This window comes from Polynucleobacter antarcticus (genome assembly GCF_013307245.1).
In the GTDB taxonomy this organism is placed as follows: domain Bacteria; phylum Pseudomonadota; class Gammaproteobacteria; order Burkholderiales; family Burkholderiaceae; genus Polynucleobacter; species Polynucleobacter antarcticus.
The window spans coordinates 430,315-449,795 of record NZ_CP028941.1 but is presented as its reverse complement, the minus strand read 5'-3'; the positions used below and the strand labels follow the sequence as shown (position 1 = coordinate 449,795).

Sequence of the window (19,481 nt, the reverse complement as noted above, 5' to 3'; positions counted from 1 at the left end):
GCGGGCATGAAGCCCGCTGAGTTCTAAATTGGGGTTGCCAAGAAGCCTTAGCTCATCACCCCAATTTGCCACGGTACAAACTCGTAATCCCCAAGACCTAATAATTCACTCTTAGAGGCTTGGCCTGAAGCCGTTTTTAAGAAAAGCTCAAAGATGCGCTGCCCCATCTCTTGCACTGAGACCGTCCCTTCCAGGATTTCTCCGCAATTAATGTCCATATCTTCAGTGAGTCGTTGATACATCGGGGTATTGGTTGCTAGTTTGATGCAGGGTGCTGGCTTAGAGCCAAACATTGAGCCCCGTCCCGTGGTGAAGGCAATTAAATTCGCGCCACCAGCAATCTGACCGGTGGCTGATACTGGATCAAAGCCAGGGGTATCCATAAATACAAAACCCTTAGTAGTAACCGGCTCTGCATATCGATACACTTCCATCAAAGGCCCCGTTCCACCTTTCATAGAAGAGCCTAACGATTTTTCAAAGATATTTGCCAGACCGCCAATTTGATTACCAGGACTCACTTGCCCATTAATTTGCACGTCACGGCCGACAGAGTATTCATCTTTCCACCAGCGAATACGTTGAATTAGCTTTTCACCAATAGCTTTACTTGCCGCACGACGGGTGAGGGTATGCTCCACACCGTAAATCTCCGGGGTCTCCGAGAGAATGCCAGTGCCACCATGGCGCGCAAGAATATCTACTGCTGCACCGAGTGCGGGATTGGCGGTGATCGAAGAGAACCCATCTGAGCCGCCACATTGCAAGCCTACGGTAAGGTGGCTAGCAGATACGGTTTCTCGTTTCGCTTTATTGGCTTCTGGCAATAAGGCTTTGACTGCCTCAATACCAGCCTCAATCGTTTTTCGTGTGCCACCGGTTTCTTGCATGATGAAGGTATGTAAGGTGGAGGTTTCTTTTAGCGCTTCTTGCTCCATTAAACCTTTGAGCTGATTACGCTCACAACCAAGGCCAATAATAAGGGCTGCTGCTAAGTTGGGGTGCTGAGCATATCCCGCCATAGTTCTGCGGAGTAATTGCATAGGCTCACCACTCATTTCCATACCGCAGCCAATGTCGTGACTAAATGCCACCACACCATCGATATTCGGATAGTCTTTTAGCTTCTCAGGTGTAAACCAGGCAGCAATCTTATTGACAACCGTTGCTGAGCAATTCACCGTAGACAATATGCCAATGAAATTTCGAGTGCCGACTTTGCCATTGGCTCTTACATAGCCTTGAAAAGTGGCCCGCTCAGACTCTGGTAGGAGTGTGGTGGGTTTGTATTCGCTTGCATAGGCATAGTCACGATCGAATTCACGAAACTCAGTATTGTGACTATGCACCATCATGCCTGGTTCGATATCTGCATTTGCAAACCCGACGGTTACGTTATATTTCAAGATGGGCTGACCAGCTAGGATTTTCTTAGCCGCAATTTTGTAGCCCGCAGGTACTTGGCTTCGACTTGTAAGTTGTTCGCTAGCTACTGTTTCTCCAATCCCAATATCTACACGAGCAACAACAATATTGTCATTAGGGTGCAAGCGAATTACTGAGCCCGCTAATTTTTTTTCAGAAGCTTCAATCATGGATATCTTTCAGTTCAGTCATGCTTTTATTTTATATTCAGTACGTCAAAAGCAGCCTTTAGCCTCCTTGAGTAAGCATCGGAGGTCTCCTGAATTTCTTCCTTAGACCATTTCCTAAAGCCTTCACCTGCCTTCATACCCGTTTTTCCATCCTGCATCAGCTTGGCTAGCTTCGGGGGTAAGGTAGTGATATTCGATAAAGAGGGGTAGATTTCTTTTGCCGCATTAGCCATCCCATCCCATCCTGATATTTCTTTTTGGGTCATTGGCCCAACTGCAGCATAACGAAAGCCGAAGCTGTATCTCACTGCGTCATCAATATCAGCGGGGCTGGCAATACCTTGTTCTACAAGTGATAGAGCTTCACGCATCAGAGCATGCTGAATGCGATTGGCCAAAAATCCAGGAATATCTTTTTTCACGAGAACCGGCTTCTTGTCAATTTTTTTATACAGAGTACAAGCGCTTTCCGCAAACGGTAGTTCTGTTTTTTCACCCATAACTATTTCTACTAAAGGGACCACCTCAGCGGGCATAAAGTAGTGAGCACCTATCATACGATGCGCCGTTTTTAAACCAATAGCAATTTTAGAGATTGGAAAGCCAGAGCTATTACTACCGATGGGAATATGTGAAGGCACTTTTTCATCTAGATACTTAAAGATACTTTGTTTGAGTCCTAGGTCCTCAGCGACAGTTTCGATTACCCATTCGCAATCATTCCAGTCAAACCATCCCTCTAATACCTCAGAAGTCTGGTCAGCTTTAACTAAGGCTACGTCTTTCGTAGCATTATCCCCGGCCATTCCAATCTTGACAGCCAGTGCTATTGCCTTATTAAGGCAGGCATCTGCTTTCTCTTTGCTTCTACCAAGAATAACAACAGGGATATTCTGGGCGATAAATCCCGCAGCAATTCCTGCGGCCATGATTCCGGTTCCGATGACAGCAACATAGCTCATATGTACCTCACTTAATGTATTTTTTGGTTTATTGTGATGCTGCTATTCAATCTTTATTAAAGACTCTCAGATTGCCCCAGCCCATAAATTGAGGGTCGTGATAGCCAGCTATGCCCAGCATAGCCATGATCTTGGGATACTCTGAGGGTTATCATAATTTGAGTACTTTTCAAAAGGTAGATAAGCCTATTATCATTAGCTTTTAAGACAAATGCTAAGTGGCCCTAAATGGGAAGTATCAAACAAGACATTCATGAAACCTGCCTAGGTCTGTATGAAACCGCTCAAGACAAATGGGCGGACTTTACTTTGTTCTTGAAGGAGGCTTGGCCGCTGTTGCTATTTCTCTTACTAGTATTAATAGGCATCTGGTGGTATGCCGATCCACCTCCCCCGAGAAACGTTCAGATGGCCACTGGTTCAGTCGGTGGTTCTTATGAAGTAATGGCAAAAAAGTATGTGGATTACTTTGAGAAAAAAGGCATCACTCTGGAGCTTATTAATACCAAGGGTGCCCAAGAAAACTTGCAGCGTTTAGTGGATCGTAAGGATCCTTTGCAGGCCGCCTTTGTCCAAGCGGGAATCTTTAATCATGAAGGTATTAAGGGAGTTGCCACTTTGGGCGCGGTAGATTACGAGCCAATCTGGTTTTTTTATCGCGGCTCTCAACTGAAGGCTAGCAATTTTAGAGGAGTGAGTAATCAGGTTGAGCACTTCATAGAAAAAAAAGTCTCAGTGGGAGCTATAGGAAGTGGAACCCATGTTCAGGCCATGCATTTGCTAGAGATTACAGGTCAAGCTAATAGAGTCAACTTTCTTAACCTATCTAATCATGAGGCTGTTGAGGCTTTGCAGCAAGGTCGAATTGATGCTGCTTTTTTAGTAGACGGTTACCAGTCCCAAAACGTACAGACACTCTTGAAAGATCCTAATATTCATATCGCTGCTTTTGAGCGAGCCCAAGCGTTATCGCGTATTTTGCCTTTTTTACATATTTTGGAAGTTCCTATGGGGGGCTTTAATTTGATTCGTAATTTCCCGGATAAGGATATACAGCTTTTAGGGACCACCACGAACTTATTAATTGATGATCACATGCACCCAGCGCTCCAGTTTTTATTTTTAGAGGCAGCGCGCGAAATTAATGGCAAAGCAAGTTTTTTTGCCAAGCGGGGTGAGTTCCCGCTGTTTGGCAGTTCAGGGTTGCCAGAAAGTCCAGTAGCTGTGCATTATCAAAAAAATGGCTCGCCATTATTAATGGCTTATCTCCCATTTTGGCTAGCAGAATTGGTTAATCGTCTCATTTTTGTATTCCTTCCTTTTTGTGTCATAGCTTATCCAGTATTACTTACACTGCCTAGCTTTCGAGAGAAGCGAATACGGCGAAAAATAAATAGACTTTATGGAATATTAAGACTGTATGAGCAAGAGTTGACAGAAAATTTTCAACCAGAGATGCTAAGTGAATACCTTAAAAAATTAGACTTATTGGAATATCAGACACTTCAATTAAAGGTACCAAAAGGTTTATCTAGTGACTATTACTCCTTGCGTTCGAGTATCGACTATGTGCGTAATTGTTTGGGTCGTGGAGTTCAGCCGTATCGTCTTCAAGAGGATGCTGGTGACATATGATTAATCATCAATGACTGAGTATCCCTAAAGAACGCTATTTATGAGATCTTATGATCATCCTGCCCGAAAGCTGCTCCATGAGGAGCTGCATGCAAGGCCCCCGATTGCCCTCTGGCCAAATGAACGTGTGTTGTCGCAGTCATTCTTGCTCGATGGAGTTTCTCGTCAAAAACATATAGAGTGGATTCAGGGATTAAGTAAAGCTTTAGGAGTTGCGAATGATCTTGCTCAGGATCACTCCTTTAAATTTCTTACTTTGACGCCTGAGCCTCGTAGAGTAGTTATTAAATGGGAGTTACACGGCGAGTTTGCAACGATTGCTGCGATTACTCATAATGCAGTCAAAGTTTCTGGGCCCTTAATAGAATCACGGCTTATTCTTGAGAAGAGTCTAGACGCCTTATTTGAAAAGTTGGGCTGTCCAAAAATTGTAGAGGCGGGTGGTGAGCGTATCTCCGCTCTTGATTTGGTATTCGAACAGCGCCCTCTGTTTAATGAAGCCCAAGAGGTGTCAGCTATTTTTAGTGGAAATACCGTTTTAGGGAGTTACATCTTATCCAGCAAGAAAGCGCAGTTGTGGACAGATTTACGCTTAGACGACGATGGCTTTACTTCTTGCTTTATTCCGCATGATGTTCTTGGCTCAAGACAGGCTGGCCGTATTGCCCGCGCCATTGCTGAAGCAGAAACTTATCGAATGGCTGCTATGCTGGCCTTTCCCGTTGCGAAGAGTCTCTCATTACCTCTGAGAACTGCTGAATCTGAATTAGCAGAGCTCTCTCAACAAATTGCACAATTGCAAACAGAGCCAGGTGTCCAAACAGAAAAAGATGGAAAATTTTTGGGGGAGCTTTCACAGTTAGCATCCAAAGCAGAGCAATGGATTTCAGGTTATGGCTTGCGTTTTACTGCCGCGGAAGCCTACAGTCAGCTTTTACTCAAAAATTTACTAGAGTTAGCTGAGTCACCTATTCCCGGCGTGCAGTCTCTTTCTGAGTTTATGGAAAGACGTTTTCAACCAGCGATGGGTACTTGTATTTGGACGCAACGCAGGTTGAAAGAATTGTCGGATCGTATTTCGAGAACAACGCAAACGTTGCGAACTCGTATTGAGTTTGTGAATGAAGAGCAGACCCAGAAATTGCTGGCCAGTATGGATCAGCGTGCACGTTTGCAATTACGCTTACAGCAGACAGTAGAAAGTCTCTCTGTTTTAGTGCTGACCTATTACGCCGTCAGCTTATTGGCTTACATGGCTAAGGGGGGTAAAGAGGCGGGCTGGAATATTCATCCTGAAATCGTTGCTGCTATTGCCGCTCCAGTAGTTGCCATTTTCTTCTTCCTCATTAGTCGGTATAGGCGCAATAAAATCCATAAGATAGTGAAGAATTCTTAGGTATTAAAAAAGAGGCCGAGGCCTCTTTTTTAATACTGACATTTCTTGCTTTACATTAACCCAAACTATCTGCCCAAATGTTACGTGCCCAACCCCATGCATACACGCCTTCAAGTGCTGATGCCTCTGGAGATAGTCCACCGGAACCAGGAACAGTTTTAAAGGTTTTCTCGGCCGCATTGTATTGATGCACACTGGCGACGTGAACCACATCTCTTGTGTTGACAAAGCTGTAGCAGGTATTAGTCAAAACTGGTGCTGGATTGATTTCCCAGCCGCTTAACTCTGCCACAATTGCCGCTGCCGCTACCTTAGCATGCTGATTGGCCATATGACCTGATTTTGGCATCAGGGGTGCAACCTGAATAGAGTCACCTAACACGTGAATATCTTTGCGAGCAGTAGACTCAAAGTTCAGATAGTTTACGTTGACCCAACGCCCATTAGAGTTCGCGAGCCCTGTTTTCACGGCAATCTCTCCAGCACTCATCGCTGGCAAAATATTGAGTACATCACCTTTGACATCGTCTTGAACTTCAAGCTTTACCGTTTTCGTTTTCGCATCCACTCCAACGACATTATGTTTCGGGCGATAATCAATCATGCCTGGGTACTGTTCTGCCCAAACTTTTTTAAATAAACCACCTTTAGATGTGACGTCTTGATTCGCATCCAAGATGATGACTTTAGATTTAGATTTATGTTGCTTTAAATAGTTAGCCACTTGGCAGGCACGTTCATAAGGACCAGGAGGGCAGCGATAGGGCGCCTCAGGAATACTGAGAACAAAGGTGCCACCATCAGGCATTGACGCCACTTGCTTGTGTAAAGCAACAGTTTCCGCTCCAGCTTTCCAAGCCTGCAAAGTAATCCCATCTTTATTCGCTTGTACCAGACCTTCAACGCTATTCATGAGCATGGAGATCCCAGGAGAAACGACTAATTTATCGTAGCGCAAGGTTTTCCCAGAGGCAAGCTTGACGGTTTTTTGATCGGCTTCAATGCTGGCGACACTATCTTGAATAATCTTAATCCCATGACGTTTACTGAGATTGTCATAAGGGGAGGTCAGTTCAGAAAGCGTACGCGAGCCACCAACAACGAGGTTAGACATAGGGCAAGATATAAAAGATGCATTCGGCTCTATTAAAGTGACACGCGCAGTATTGTTAGATAACAACCGTAGGTACTTTGCAGCAGTAGCACCACCATAGCCACCACCCACCACTACAATCTCTGCTTTTTGTAGGCTTGCCCTAGCTTGAGTGGAGAAGCCAGCTAGTAAGCCGAGTCCGGCTGCACTTTGACCTAAAAAATGTCGACGATCCATGCTGCCCCCTTATTGTTTTTTGCCAAGTTGATTGGCAATAGTTTGTAGTTGCTCATCCGTATAGCCTTTAGCTAATTGCGGCATGATGGTGCCTTCACGTGCGCCAGATTTATAAGCTCTTAAGCTTGCCAAGAGTTGTTCGCTGTTATAGCCGTTGATGAGCGGCATGCCAGCCTCAGGAACGCCTATACCATTGGTTCCATGGCAGTTTGCGCAAGTTGCTGCAAGGCTGCGGTTATACAGCTTGGTCGCATCCGCATTTTGAGCAGACGCTGTGATGCTCCATTGGCTTAGGCCGATGAGGGCACTGGCCATAAAAATAGGTTTTAAATACTGCATTGGCATAGGAATGGTCTCCATCTTGCATACGACTGTTGTAAGGGAAATACTTCTTAAGTCTATCTTAATCAGGTGTGATTCAAAATGGTAGTTTTACCTAGATTGATTCTGTATAAGCTCAGAACAAAAAGTAGGCAGCCCCATTCTCAATTTGAGTGATTTCCCTTAAGACCTATAAACTATCGACATGCGAGGCTCTTTTATCTACCGTAGTGCAATTTTGATCCTACTTCTAGGGGTATTTACCTATCTTTATGGTTTAGATAGCCGTTTTGCTCCAAAGAACGGAGATGAATATCCCTATATGCATATTGTCCGTATGACTGCAGATGCAGGTCAATGGTTGCCACTGCAATCGGAGATGGACGGTATTAAAAATACCAAACCTCCTTTAGTTTTTTGGCAGGGCATTACCAGTACCACTTGGGGTAGTGATTGGACGCTCAGCGCTTTACGTTGGCCCAGCGTGCTGTACACAGGGCTAACAGCTTTTTTCTTATTTTTGGCGGTTAGTCGTTTTAGTGGAAGAAAGCAGACGGGTTTGTTAGCAGCTTTAGTCTGGCTCTCTTTTTTTGCAACATATCGTTACGGCCGACCTTTTCTGACCGATCCGCCCGCAGTCTTTTGGATAAGCTTGCCATTTTTTGCGCTTTTATATTGGGGGAAGGCTGCTTTTCATTCGAAGATCTTATTTCCCTTATTGGCAGGCGCTTGTTTTGGAATGGCTTTACTCGCTAAGTCATTTGCTTATATTGCCCCTGCAGCATTTGCCTTGGGTTTGTTCTATTGGCGCTGGCGTGAGTGGAGTATTCCTAAAGTTGTCATCCAAGATTTGTATAAGGTCATCCTCGTTACCGTAATGGCTTTGGGTATTTTTGGGCTGTGGTTCCTATTAGATCCATTTCCCGAGGCTGTTTGGAAAGAATTTGTATTAGGTGAGAATGTCGGAAAATTTGAGGCGCGTAGCTCCAATTATTTATTAGATTTAGTGCGAGGCGGTGACAGTATTTGGATGCTGGTGCTGACGAGTCTAGCTAATGCCGGCCTATTCTTTTTCGTATTGATTTCTGCATTGTTGGTATGTTGGCGTCAACGTCGCTTCCTTTCTCTAGAAGAGAGCTTGCTATTACTTTTTGCTTTGGCCTTTTTTATGGTCTTTAGTTTGCCAAGTCAGCGTTCTGGCCGCTATCTATTGCCAGTGATGCCCGCCTTTGCTGCCTTAATTGCAATCTATTGGGATCGCTTGCCTTTATGGGGATTTCGCATTGCTTTAGTTTTACAGTTGATATTGGTCGGTGCCCTCACTTGGGTTGGTACAAACTTGCAAATGTCCGAGTTCTTAGGGCGTCCTGGTATCTGGGAATACGCTTACTGGCATTGGATCCTAATGGGAGGTTCTCTCTTGTTGATATTGCTGGGCCTCATCAAGCGAGATTACTGTAAGACTCTAGCTCTCACAGGCTGCTTTCTGTCGTACTGCGCTCTGACAAGCAGTCTTAGTCCTCTTGAGGGTGCTTTGGGTCGATATGACCAAGCAACAATTGACCAGGTCAGGGCTCAAGATATGTGGGTCCCGTGTGACTATCGTGCCAAAGATGAGGAGTACCGACTGTTATTGCCTGGGGCGATATTACATGGCTACGATTCTAAAGAGGCACAAGATATTGGACCCCTTAGTAGCACATACCCCTTAGTCGCTGTTCAGGTCCCTATAGGGGTTGAGCCCATTCTGTGTGACTCTTGTAAGATACTCGGCAAGCGGATGGAAATGAGTGCTCGGCATACAGATGCACAAATTCAATCGATGCTCATGGGGAACATTGGTGAGCATCTTTTTGTGAATGAATATTTAATTACTACCCCGGCAACAGTTTCATTGCCCTTAGCTACCAAGGATGCTTGTCGATGAGTCGTGTGATCGCTTTTTGTGTTTTATTGCTAGCAACAGTATTCGGTTATTTACATATTGATAGCCGCCCGGTTTGGGCCCCATTTGCAATAACAGTAACCCCCTCATCCACTGATTCTGACTCCCAAGAAAAACTCTCTGAGAGCACTTTAAAAAATAGGACTACAGCTAAAGCCATTCCACTGACTTTTCTATCGGATTGGCTGCCTGACACCGGCGCTGCTTCAGTCCATGCTGCTTCGTTAATAGCTTTGAATGATGGGGCAATGCGAGCATTCTGGTTTGCTGGTAGCCGAGAGGGTGCGCAAGATGTTGTGATTAATACCTCTGTTTATGACCCTCAGTCTGCTAGGTGGAGTGCACCTACTGTGGTGCTAGATCGCGTGGCTGCCCAGAAGGGCTTATCTCGCTATATTAAAAAATTAGGTAACCCTGTTCCTGCCAGAATGGCAGATGGTCGTATGCAGTTATTTTTTGTCACAGTCTCGATTGGCGGTTGGGCGGGTAGTTCAATCTCCAGCATGATTTCAGATGATGATGGTTTAACTTGGGGTCAGCCTGCACGCTTGATTACCTCGCCGCTGATCAATCTGAGTACTTTAGTGAAGTCACCTGCCTTACAGTTTGCAGATGGTCGCTTAGGCTTACCTGCCTATCATGAGTGGATCGGTCGCTTTGGTGAATTCTTGAGGGTAGAAGCACATCAGGTCATTGATAAGCGCCGTATGAACTCTGGTAGAAATGCGATTCAGCCGGTGGTATTTCCCAGCAATGCTCAAGATGCGAGTGCTTTCTTTCGCCAAACACGACCAGGTGGCCAGCCCAAGAAAATCCCTGTGAGTGAAACGCAGAATGCCGGTCAATCATGGAGCGTTACTCAAGATCTCGATATTCCCAATCCAAATGCAGCAGTTGCTGCTTTAACTTTGGAGAGTGGCGAACGTTTAATGGTATTGAATGACATTGAAGCCGCCCGATATCGTTTGGTGATGATGATAAATAATGGTGATGCATCTGGATGGAAAGTTATTCAAGTTATCGAGGATGATCAATCTTTAACAAATGGCCTGCACCGGGAGTTTTCTTATCCTTATCTGGCTAGTGGAAACGGTAAAGATGCCCACTTGGTTTACACCTGGGATAGAAAAAAAATTCGTCATATCTATTTCTCTCCTGAATGGTTTAAACAGGCCCAACGTGGATTGCAGGAGGCGCAATAATGAATGCCTATTTACAGATCATTGCTGTAGTAGAGATGTCTATAACCTGCGCTGTGTTAATTATTTACCTTTTACAGAAGTTATTCCACGCTGAGTTACCTACGCCAGTCCGTATTGGCTTATTGCTGATCCTGGGTAATGTATTTTTCTGGCCGCTGGGTCTGCCGATTGAATTACCTTTGGCTGCTTATGTACGAGGGGTTACTGGTGAGCTCAGTATTGTCACCATGCTTTTACTTTGGGTAACTTTACTTTCACCCGATCGAAAAAGCCCTTTTGGATTTAAGGTAGCTATCGCTTTGATTGCGGTGATGTTCTATCCCTTGGTATTAGGATTTGGGATGTTTGATCCCTATGTTTGGGGTTATGGATCACTGCCTTTCTATGCCTCAGTGATTGTATTTGCGATAGTCTGTGGACTGGCTGGCTGGACACAGGGGGTTTGGATGATCTCTTTGGCGATTGTTGCGTGGTCTTTGCATTGGCATGAGTCTGCCAATTTATGGGATTACCTCCTAGATCCATTCTTAGCAATTTGGGCGCTGTATGCAATCGCTCAAGGAATTTATCAAAAACGTCGCGAGAAGGCGCAATCAGGATATCTTTTTAGAGCGGGGTAGTAATGGGTGTGTAAAGAAATAGTGAGCAGTGAGCAGTGAGCGGTGAGCAGGGAGCAAGAATCTATCACTACATTGTGGAAACAAAAAAAGCCAGCAGAGCGCTGGCTTTTTTGTTGGGTGCTACTCCAAAATTAATCTGGAATATTTGCTTTACGAATTACTGGACCCCAAACGTTGATTTCACTTTCTAGGTGATCCTTAAGACCTTTAGCGGAAACCTTAGCCATCGGTGCAATATCGATGTTTGCATCTTGTAAGCGCTTAACAACATCAGGTGAGCTCAAGGCTTTTTTCAGAGCAGCATTGATCTTATCAAGGATAGGTTGAGGCGTACCTTTTGGTGCGTATACACCATGCCAGACCTTCACTTCAAAGCCTTTAAGACCTTGCTCGTTTAATGTCGGTACATTCGGAATCGCTGGTAAGCGCTTCATAGTAGTTGTACCAAATGCTTTTACACGGCCATCTTTAATGTAAGGAATGGTTTGGGTTGTTTGGTCGCATAAGAGATCCACTTGACCACCAAGGAGGTCAGTTAACGCTGGACCAGTTCCCTTGTAAGGAATATTGGTGAGTCTGACGCCCATACGACTCTGAAACAATAAACCGCAAAGTTGGGATACTGCACCAGGACCTGCATTAGCCATGGTGACCTTAGAGCCGTTTGCTTTGATGTAAGCCTCTAACTCTTTAAAGTTATTAGCAGGCAGATCTTTTTTACCGAGCAATACCATTGGTACATCTGCAACCTGGCCAATATATTCAAAGCTGTTCATAGGGTCGTACGGTAATTTATCGTACAAGGCCTGAGCAGTTGCCATACCCATGTGGTGAATATAAATCGTATATCCATCGGGTGCTGCGCGAGCTACTTTGGTAGAAGCAATCGTGCCACCAGCGCCAGCCGTGTTTTCAACTACAACGGTTTGACCTAATGCTTGACCCATTGGTACAGCAATCAGACGTGCAATCGTATCTGTAGGGCCACCAGCTGCAAATGGTACGACCAATGCGATAGGCTTAGTTGGCCAGTCCTTTTGGGCGGACGCAATATTGCTACCTAATAATGTGCTGGCGCCAACAATAGCGGCAATTCCAGCGAATAAAGTTTTTTTGAATTTCATTCATATCTCCGTTGATTTAATACTGTAAAGATTTTGCCATGAATCAATAGAGAAACGCCTAGGGTTTACCAGCACTCGCCAAAATGCGTTGAGCCAATAAAACAACTGGCCGGTCAACCATTCGACCATTCAGTTTTGCTATGCCCCCTTTTGATACCTCATCCGCCTCAATCACTTGGTGTGCCCAAGAGATATCAAGCTCCGATGGCTGAAACGCTGTCTTCACTGGCACGATCTGTTTTGGATGAATGCAGAGCTTGCCACCGAACCCCATTCTTTTTGCACGCTGTGCATCTCCAGAAATTCGCTCAAGATCATCAGTTGAAGTAGTAACTCCAGTAATTGGAGGGGCAATTTGCGCCAATCGGGAGGCAAGTACAAGCTGAAAACACGCTGTTTGCAATTCTGTTTCTTGGGGATCGCATGCCATACCCAAGTCGGCCTGCAAATCGAGGTTACCTAAAGCCAGGCGGAGCACCTGCTCTGAATTCGCAATCTCATGAATGCGATCTAATCCCAGCGCTGTTTCAATCATGGGAATGATGGCGGTGTTCGGCAAAATTTGTGCGACACCATTAATTTGGTCTAGTGATTCACTTTTGGGTATCAGAACACAAGCTGCTGCGATTTCTTGAAGCAAGATGAGATCTGCCGCATAAAACGCACTACCCGGTGAGTTGGAGCGGATGATTAAGCGTTGCTTTTGCTCAGCACTAAAGCTGGGCCATGCACTACGAATTGCTCCGCGTGCCATCTCTTTATCCTCTTGTGCAACAGCATCCTCTAGATCAATGATGACCGCATCGGCGTCGCTATCAAGGGCTTTGGCAAAACGCTCTGGCCGCGCGCCTGGAACAAATAAAAAGGTACTACTAAAACCAATGGGAGTATCGAGTGGGTTCATATGCAAAGGGTTCTGATGTCTTAGTGTGAAGAAAGCAAAAATTGTATCTTGACTTGCTTGCGGATATTCCACAAGGTATTGATAGCGAGTGTCATTTCAGCAGGGGTCGCACCACCACTAAAGGCGGCAAGTCGCATAGCCTTGTCCGTAATCTCAGTTCGGCTCAGTGTGTTGCCAGGATCGCCTTTGGGTTCATCTACTCGACCCTCCAATACGCTGCCATCTTTTAGATGTACCTTTACCTTGCCAATCCAGCGTTGAGGATAAGCACTATCTACCTCCGGATCTAGAGTCATCGTGACCTGATCACGGAAAGCGCAGACTTCTACATCACGAAAGTGTTGATCAAACTCCTGAAGACCAGCAAATTTATAATGTGCAACGAGTGCGAGCACAGTACCCATGGAGAACTTCGATTGATGAACGGTTGTGGGGTCAACTACTGGCCCCAGCACATCGAGAGCACCTTGATGTACTAATGTTTCTACTTTAGCGATGTCGCTTGGTTTGAGATCATGTTTGAGCATCACCTGCAGCAAAGCATCTGCAGCAGGGTGAGTATGACGACAGGACGCATGGTACTTAAAGCTGGTTTCAGCAAGTGCCCAACGACTACCTAATCGATCAACCAGCTTACTAGGATCGGCATCACTAGACATGCCTGCGGCTAAACCTTGCTTACCTTCCAAAATATGCTGTGCACCCGTAAAGCCAGCTTGCGCCAAATAGGCGGACATCAGTCCAGTTGCTGAAGCATGTGCAGTATGTAACTGCTTAGAGTCTGCCGCATCGCGTAAGAATTCCCAAAGACCAGCAGACTGTGTTCCTGCTGAACCAAAAGCATGGAGCATTTGATCGGGATTGAGTTTGAGTAGATGACCAACAGCCGCAGCAGCAGCAAGGGTGCCTGCAGTACCAGTGGTATGAAAGGTTTTGTAATGAGAGCGACCTAAAAATTCTCCTACCCGAATACCGACTTCATAGCCAGCGATGGCGGCCACTAAAAAATCTTCTCCTGAAGCGCCGATCGTCTGCGCTGTTGCAAGTGCGGCTGGGAACACTACTGTCGCTGGATGAAAGACCGAGCCATTGTGCACATCATCTTGCTCAGCAACGTGTGAAGCGGCTGCATTTGCTAGTGCTGCTAAAAAAGGGCTAGAGCTAGTGCGATGAATCAGAATCTCAGCAGAGCCAAGGTGATCAGTGCTAAAGCCACCCATCTGCTGGGCAAATTGCGTCATGATTTCTACAGGGCGCGCACCTTTGCCTGCAATTGCAGAACCAAACCAATCCACCAATAAGTCTTCTGCGCGATCAATTACCGCCTTTGGAATATCTTCAATTGTTAATTGAGATGCGAAGGTAGCAAGTTCTTTAGATAAATGGGAGGTAGGCATATTAATTCAATCTTGTGAAGCGGTGATTAATAAAGTCAGTTTAATACTGCAGTAGCTTGCATAGTGAGCAAGCCTTCGTGATCTTGCGCCCAAATAGAAATGGTTTTTCCAGAAGGATCTTTTTCAAGATCTGGCTTCGCATTGACTTTAAACGGATGAATATCAAAAGTCGGGCGAATTGCTCTGAACTCAAAATACTTCAGAGTGCAGTCTGGAATGCTTTGACGTACTAGATCCACTAAAAGCGTTGCGATCAAAGGCCCATGAACAATTAAACCTGGGTAGCCTTCTACTTTAGTGACATATTGACGATCGTAATGAATGCGATGACCATTAAAAGTTAAGGCGGAGTAACGAAATAGCAAAACATCATCCGGTGTAATGACTTTGGACCACTGTGCATCTGTTGGCGCCGCAGTAGCTGCCACACTAGGTGCTACTGGTTTATCGTCTGGCCCAGGCGCATCACGATAGACAATGTCATGCTCTTCAATGATTGCCAAACCCCTTGAGTTAGAAATTTCATGTTTCACTAAAACAAAAATGAGGTCACCCGTACGTCCTGCTTTATGGCTTACGGATTCAATAGTCGAAACGCGCTCGATCTCATCACCAACTGTTAGTGGTGCAAGCCACTGCACACGACTGCCTGCCCACATACGACGGGGCAAGGGCACCGGTGGCAAAAAACCACCACGCTTGGGGTGGCCATCGGGTCCAATTTCGGATTGACGGGCATGCGGTAAAAAATAGAGCCAATGCCACAGCTCAGGTAAAAGGCTTCCCGATCTGGGCGCAGCATCATTTCGATCTAGGGTAGCTGATAGGGCGCGTACTGGCGCAGCAGTAACGGTATCTTGAAGAGTCTCGGTTTTGCCGAGCCATTCTTGGAGGTGAGTGATGGTGTGAGTTTCGATTCGCATAAATTCTATTATGCCAATGTCAATGTGTAATAAGGCGTTGTTATAGCAATGCTTAGATTAATAAACTGCTCAAGAGATAGCTGAGAAGGCCTGCCACAGCGGAGCCCATTAGGACCGTAATAGTGCCTTTATTAAATTTAAACAGGGCGAGACCTGCAAATAGGCAGATTACAATAGAAATCCAAGAAATGGAGCCGCCTAAGCCACTCGGAATAAAGACGTGATAAGCAAAAAATAGGCCCAAGTTGGCTATCACTCCAACGACTGCAGCAGAGATGGCCGTGAGAGGCGCGGTAAAGCCTAGCTTGCCATGAGTGGACTCAATCAGCGGCCCTCCAACTAATACTAAGAAAAAAGAAGGTAAAAAAGTAAACCAGGTAGCAACACAAGCTCCCAATACCCCAAACCAGAACACGGTGCTGTGACCTATCAGATGCTGAATATGACCGGCTAAGTAACCCACAAATGCCACCACCATAATCAGCGGTCCTGGAGTCGCTTCACCCAGGGCAAGTCCATCCATCATCTGGCCTGCACTGAGCCATTGAAATTGATCTACCGCACCTTGGTATACATAAGGCAAGACGGCATATGCACCACCAAAAGTGAGAAAGGCTGCTTTGGTAAAGAACCAGGCAATTTGCGGGTAGAGGGTCTTCCAGCCAAACAATAAAACCAGACCTAAAAACGGCAGAGAAAATAGTAGAAGGGTAATCAGACTATGCCGCATCAATTTTTTGGATGTGAACTGAGCATGCTCTGGTGTGGGGGTGTGGTCGTCAATCCATGCTGCACTGCGAACACTCTCTTTTCCTGAGCCACTGATGTGGGAGGATGATGAGGTTTGTTGAAAATATTCAGGGTAGCGTTTACCAGCCCATATACCCAACAAGGCCGCGCAGATAACAATGATTGGAAAGGCGAGATTGAGGATAAAGATCGCTAAAAATGAAATGACTGCTATCCATCGCAGTAATGCGTTGTGTAGCGTACGCTTACCAATACGCATCGCTGCGTGCAACACAATCGCTACCACTGCAGGTTTGATGCCAAAGAAGATAGCGGCAATCCAAGGTACTTGTCCAAAGGTGAGATATATCCACGATAGGGCAATGAAAATCATTAATGAAGGCAGGACAAATAGGCTGCCTGCCAAAATACCACCCCAGGTGCGATGCATCAGCCAGCCGATGTAGGTTACTAATTGCTGAGCCTCTGGACCCGGCAGCAACATGCAATAGTTCAAAGCATGTAAAAAGCGCCGCTCAGAAATCCAGCGACGCTTCTCAACTAACTCTTCATGAAGAATGGCGATTTGTCCTGCGGGACCGCCAAAACTAATAAAGCCCAACTTAGCCCAAAACTTGAGAGCCTCCCCTAATGAGGGCGCAGTCTCAGACTTTTGCCCTGTCAGATTCAAATTTCGTTCATCCCACCAACGACTTGGCTAAATCCGTTATCGACGTAGATGATTTCTGCAGTAATACCGTTGGCTAAATCTGACATCAAAAAGGCGGCAGTATTACCGACATCATCAATCGTGACATTGCGACGCAGTGGTGCAGTTGCTTCGACGGCTTCCAAAATTTTGCCAAAACCTTTGATGCCAGAAGCAGCAAGCGTTTTAATAGGACCTGCAGAGATACCATTCGCACGAATACCTTTTGGCCCAACCGAACCGGCTAGATAACGCACAGATGCTTCTAAGGATGCCTTAGCAAGACCCATGGTGTTGTAGTTAGGAACGTTACGCAAGCTACCTAAATAGGTGAGCGTGAGTAAAGCAGATTTGTCACGCAGCATCGGCAGCGCTTCTTTTGCCATCGCCGGAAAACTGTAGGCGGAAATGTCATGGGCAATTTTGAAGCCTTCACGAGTCAGGCCTTCTAAAAAGTCGCCAGCAATCGCTTCACGGGGGGCAAAGCCGATCGCATGGACAAAACCATCAAACTGAGGCCAAGATTTAGCCAAATCCTTAAATAGTGCAGAAATTTGTTCATCACTGCCAACATCGCAGTCAAAAATCAATTCAGTGTTGAATTCTTTCGCAAAATCAACGATTCGGTCCTTAAAGCGCTCTCCTACATAGGTAAAGGCTAGTTCGGCCCCCTCACGATGACATGCTTTGGCGATGCCATAGGCGATGGAACGGTTAGAAAGTAGCCCGGTAATAAGAATTTTTTTGCCAGTGAGAAAGCCCATGATGTGTCCTTTGCTTCGAATATGATTTGCTATCTACAATTGTTGCACATATGACTATGTTCTCCCTTAACCGGCAAATCCCTGTTTTACTGCTATTGGCCTCTTTGATCGGGCTGATGGCGACTGCAGGCCATGCCGGACAGGGAATAGCCCAATATGGCAAACCTAAATATGCCGATGGATTTAGCCATTTCGACTACGTTAATCCCAATGCACCGCGGGGCGGCACGCTGACCCTGCCAAATCCGGATCGTCGCACCAGTTTTGATAAATTCAATCCATACACCTTACGTGGTGTGACAGCCCCTGGGGTTTCTCAGCTCATGTTTGAGTCTTTAGCGGTGGGGAGTGCTGATGAAGTATCTAGCGCCTATGGATTGATCGCAGAAGATATTGCTGTGGCAGCGGACAAGATGTCGGTGGTATTTCGGATTCGTCCTGAGGCGCAGTTTTCGGATGGCAGTCCTATTCTGGCTAGTGATGTGAAGCATAGTTTTGATACTTTGATGAGTCCCTTAGCCAATCCACAATTTAAGACGGTATATGCCGATGTGAAGCAGGCAGTCGTTGTATCCGATCGCGTAATACGTTTTGATTTTAAGAATCGCAATCCGGAGTTGCCAGTCATGGTGGGTACTTTGCCCATCTTTTCTCAACAGTGGGGTAAGAAGCCAGATGGCACGATGACCCCATTTGATAAGTTGACCTTTGAGCATCCCCTAGGTAGTGGCCCTTATGTGATTGATTCTTACAAAGCGGGTAAGACCATGGTCTTTAAGCGCAACCCCAATTACTGGGCTGATCAAGGTGGTAAGACCTTAAATGTACGTGTGGGCTTTTTTAACTTTGACCGAGTGGTCTACAAGCTTTACAGCGATGATGCGGTGCGTTTAGAAGCTTTTAAGGCGGGTGAGTTTGATACCTTGGTGGAGTATCGCGCTAAAAACTGGGCGCGAAGTTATGTTGGTCCGCGCTTTAATGAGGGCACCTTATTAAAGAAGGCATTCATCAATCACAATGGTGCGGGCATGCAAGGTTTTGCGATGAATGTGCGCAGACCCATTTTTCAAGATGCGCGTGTGCGCCAAGCCTTAGGATATGCACTCGATTTTGAGTGGCTCAATCGACAATTATTCTTTGAACAATATGGTCGTATCAATAGCTACTTTACGAACAGTGATCTCAGTGCTAATTTTGATGGCCCTCAAAAGCCTACTGAGGCTGAACTCAAATTACTCAAACCACTAAAGGCGCAATATCCCAAGTGGGTACCTGACGTTGTCTTTGGGCCAATGCCTGCTGCACCTTCTACAGCGTCGCCAGAGAGTTTGCGTCAAAATTTACGTAAAGCCCGTGACCTATTAGCCCAAGCAGGCTGGCAATATCGCGATGGTGCCTTGCGGAATATGCAGGATGAACCCTTTCGTTTTGAAATGGTAGAAGACGGCCCTTTCTTTTTAAGGGTCATCTCGTCTTATGTACGCAATCTAGAAAAGTTAGGTATCCAGGTAGATATCCGAACTAGTGACTTTGCTTTGCATCAAAAGCGTATGGATGAATATGATTTTGACATGACAACGATTCGTTTCCCGGACTCGCAAAGCCCCGGAAATGAATTGTGGGATCGCTTCGGTAGTCAAGCCGCGAAAGAAAAGGGATCTGACAATGTCATTGGGGTGCAATCCCCTGTAGTAGATGCTCTAGTAGAGGCGATTGTCAGAGCGCAAACCCGAGAAGAATTGCGTGCTGCCACCAGGGCTTTAGATCGCGTGCTGTGGAATAGTTATTACGTCATTCCTCAGTGGTACAACCCTACCCACCGCATCGCGTATCGTAAGGAGATGCGCTATCCCGAGCCTCCTTTGTATTACACCGCTGAATCCTGGATTTTGCTCAATTGGTGGAAAGCGGGGGCCAAGTAATGC

At 45.8% G+C, this 19,481-nt stretch carries 16 protein-coding genes; 6 read left to right on the top strand and 10 right to left on the bottom strand.

Annotation, left to right across the window (positions count from 1 at the left end; genetic code table 11):
- Positions 1-47: 47 nt before the first annotated feature.
- Both DCO16_RS02365 and DCO16_RS02360 read right to left on the bottom strand, forming a co-directional pair.
- On the bottom strand, positions 48-1,595 hold the full coding sequence (locus DCO16_RS02365) for a UxaA family hydrolase (protein WP_173942177.1): 1,548 nt from the start codon (positions 1,593-1,595) through the stop codon (positions 48-50).
- Positions 1,596-1,621: 26 nt separating this feature from the next.
- Positions 1,622-2,557, bottom strand: coding sequence for a 3-hydroxyacyl-CoA dehydrogenase family protein (locus DCO16_RS02360; RefSeq protein ID WP_173942176.1), 936 nt, complete (start codon positions 2,555-2,557; stop codon positions 1,622-1,624).
- A gap of 228 nt (positions 2,558-2,785) precedes the next feature.
- Here DCO16_RS02360 and DCO16_RS02355 point away from each other — a divergent pair, with 228 nt between their 5' ends.
- Positions 2,786-4,192, top strand: a complete 1,407-nt coding sequence (locus tag DCO16_RS02355; protein ID WP_173942175.1) for a TAXI family TRAP transporter solute-binding subunit — start codon at positions 2,786-2,788, stop codon at positions 4,190-4,192.
- A gap of 40 nt (positions 4,193-4,232) precedes the next feature.
- A complete protein-coding gene (locus DCO16_RS02350) occupies positions 4,233-5,588 on the top strand; it encodes a DUF3422 domain-containing protein (protein WP_173942174.1) in 1,356 nt (451 codons plus the stop codon).
- Positions 5,589-5,643: 55 nt separating this feature from the next.
- Here DCO16_RS02350 and DCO16_RS02345 read toward each other — a convergent pair whose 3' ends face one another.
- Entirely contained in the window at positions 5,644-6,918 is a 1,275-nt protein-coding gene (locus tag DCO16_RS02345; RefSeq protein ID WP_173942173.1) for an NAD(P)/FAD-dependent oxidoreductase, read from the bottom strand.
- Between the two features lie 9 nt (positions 6,919-6,927).
- Positions 6,928-7,278 (bottom strand): c-type cytochrome, encoded by a 351-nt coding sequence (locus DCO16_RS02340; RefSeq protein WP_254598077.1) that lies wholly within the window; start codon positions 7,276-7,278, stop codon positions 6,928-6,930.
- Positions 7,279-7,444: 166 nt separating this feature from the next.
- Here DCO16_RS02340 and DCO16_RS02335 point away from each other — a divergent pair, with 166 nt between their 5' ends.
- From DCO16_RS02335 to DCO16_RS02325, 3 genes are read left to right on the top strand one after another with little or no spacing between them, the layout of a single operon-like run.
- A complete protein-coding gene (locus DCO16_RS02335) occupies positions 7,445-9,166 on the top strand; it encodes an ArnT family glycosyltransferase (RefSeq protein WP_173942172.1) in 1,722 nt (573 codons plus the stop codon).
- Entirely contained in the window at positions 9,163-10,386 is a 1,224-nt protein-coding gene (locus DCO16_RS02330; RefSeq protein ID WP_173942171.1) for a sialidase family protein, read from the top strand. The genes DCO16_RS02335 and DCO16_RS02330 overlap by 4 nt, the downstream gene beginning before the upstream one ends.
- A complete protein-coding gene (locus DCO16_RS02325; protein WP_173942170.1) occupies positions 10,386-11,006 on the top strand; it encodes a hypothetical protein in 621 nt (206 codons plus the stop codon). The genes DCO16_RS02330 and DCO16_RS02325 overlap by 1 nt, the downstream gene beginning before the upstream one ends.
- Before the next feature lie 131 nt (positions 11,007-11,137).
- Here the strand turns inward: DCO16_RS02325 and DCO16_RS02320 are convergent, their stop codons facing one another.
- The 6 genes from DCO16_RS02320 to fabI are packed head-to-tail and all read right to left on the bottom strand — an operon-like array spanning position 11,138 to position 17,556.
- Positions 11,138-12,130 carry a Bug family tripartite tricarboxylate transporter substrate binding protein gene (locus DCO16_RS02320; RefSeq protein ID WP_173942169.1) on the bottom strand — a complete coding sequence of 331 codons (993 nt, stop codon included), beginning with the start codon at positions 12,128-12,130 and terminating at the stop codon, positions 11,138-11,140.
- Between the two features lie 58 nt (positions 12,131-12,188).
- Complete coding sequence (locus tag DCO16_RS02315; protein ID WP_173942168.1) at positions 12,189-13,034, bottom strand: HpcH/HpaI aldolase/citrate lyase family protein; 846 nt, start codon at positions 13,032-13,034, stop codon at positions 12,189-12,191.
- A gap of 20 nt (positions 13,035-13,054) precedes the next feature.
- A complete protein-coding gene (locus tag DCO16_RS02310) occupies positions 13,055-14,431 on the bottom strand; it encodes an MmgE/PrpD family protein (protein WP_173942167.1) in 1,377 nt (458 codons plus the stop codon).
- Positions 14,432-14,466: 35 nt separating this feature from the next.
- Complete coding sequence (locus DCO16_RS02305) at positions 14,467-15,354, bottom strand: HTD2 family dehydratase (RefSeq protein WP_173942166.1); 888 nt, start codon at positions 15,352-15,354, stop codon at positions 14,467-14,469.
- Positions 15,355-15,406: 52 nt separating this feature from the next.
- Entirely contained in the window at positions 15,407-16,774 is a 1,368-nt protein-coding gene (gene chrA, locus DCO16_RS02300; protein ID WP_173942165.1) for a chromate efflux transporter, read from the bottom strand.
- Positions 16,771-17,556, bottom strand: coding sequence for an enoyl-ACP reductase FabI (gene fabI / locus DCO16_RS02295; RefSeq protein WP_173942164.1), 786 nt, complete (start codon positions 17,554-17,556; stop codon positions 16,771-16,773). Before fabI ends, chrA begins: the two co-directional genes overlap by 4 nt.
- A gap of 50 nt (positions 17,557-17,606) precedes the next feature.
- Between fabI and DCO16_RS02290 the strand changes: the two genes are divergently transcribed.
- Entirely contained in the window at positions 17,607-19,478 is a 1,872-nt protein-coding gene (locus DCO16_RS02290) for an extracellular solute-binding protein (RefSeq protein WP_173942163.1), read from the top strand.
- Positions 19,479-19,481: the final 3 nt, after the last annotated feature.

Bases quoted from the DNA above. Each gene is read 5' to 3' on its own strand.
- DCO16_RS02350 (WP_173942174.1), top strand. From the start codon at position 4,233: ATGAGATCTTATGATCATCCTGCCCGAAAGCTGCTCCATGAGGAGCTG.
- DCO16_RS02355 (WP_173942175.1), top strand. From the start codon at position 2,786: ATGGGAAGTATCAAACAAGACATTCATGAAACCTGCCTAGGTCTGTAT.
- DCO16_RS02310 (WP_173942167.1), bottom strand. From the start codon at position 14,431: ATGCCTACCTCCCATTTATCTAAAGAACTTGCTACCTTCGCATCTCAA.
- DCO16_RS02320 (WP_173942169.1), bottom strand. From the start codon at position 12,130: ATGAAATTCAAAAAAACTTTATTCGCTGGAATTGCCGCTATTGTTGGC.
- DCO16_RS02330 (WP_173942171.1), top strand. From the start codon at position 9,163: ATGAGTCGTGTGATCGCTTTTTGTGTTTTATTGCTAGCAACAGTATTC.
- DCO16_RS02305 (WP_173942166.1), bottom strand. From the start codon at position 15,354: ATGCGAATCGAAACTCACACCATCACTCACCTCCAAGAATGGCTCGGC.
- DCO16_RS02365 (WP_173942177.1), bottom strand. From the start codon at position 1,595: ATGATTGAAGCTTCTGAAAAAAAATTAGCGGGCTCAGTAATTCGCTTG.
- DCO16_RS02325 (WP_173942170.1), top strand. From the start codon at position 10,386: ATGAATGCCTATTTACAGATCATTGCTGTAGTAGAGATGTCTATAACC.
- DCO16_RS02360 (WP_173942176.1), bottom strand. From the start codon at position 2,557: ATGAGCTATGTTGCTGTCATCGGAACCGGAATCATGGCCGCAGGAATT.
- DCO16_RS02345 (WP_173942173.1), bottom strand. From the start codon at position 6,918: ATGGATCGTCGACATTTTTTAGGTCAAAGTGCAGCCGGACTCGGCTTA.
- DCO16_RS02315 (WP_173942168.1), bottom strand. From the start codon at position 13,034: ATGAACCCACTCGATACTCCCATTGGTTTTAGTAGTACCTTTTTATTT.
- fabI (WP_173942164.1), bottom strand. From the start codon at position 17,556: ATGGGCTTTCTCACTGGCAAAAAAATTCTTATTACCGGGCTACTTTCT.
- DCO16_RS02290 (WP_173942163.1), top strand. From the start codon at position 17,607: ATGACTATGTTCTCCCTTAACCGGCAAATCCCTGTTTTACTGCTATTG.
- DCO16_RS02335 (WP_173942172.1), top strand. From the start codon at position 7,445: ATGCGAGGCTCTTTTATCTACCGTAGTGCAATTTTGATCCTACTTCTA.
- DCO16_RS02340 (WP_254598077.1), bottom strand. From the start codon at position 7,278: ATGGAGACCATTCCTATGCCAATGCAGTATTTAAAACCTATTTTTATG.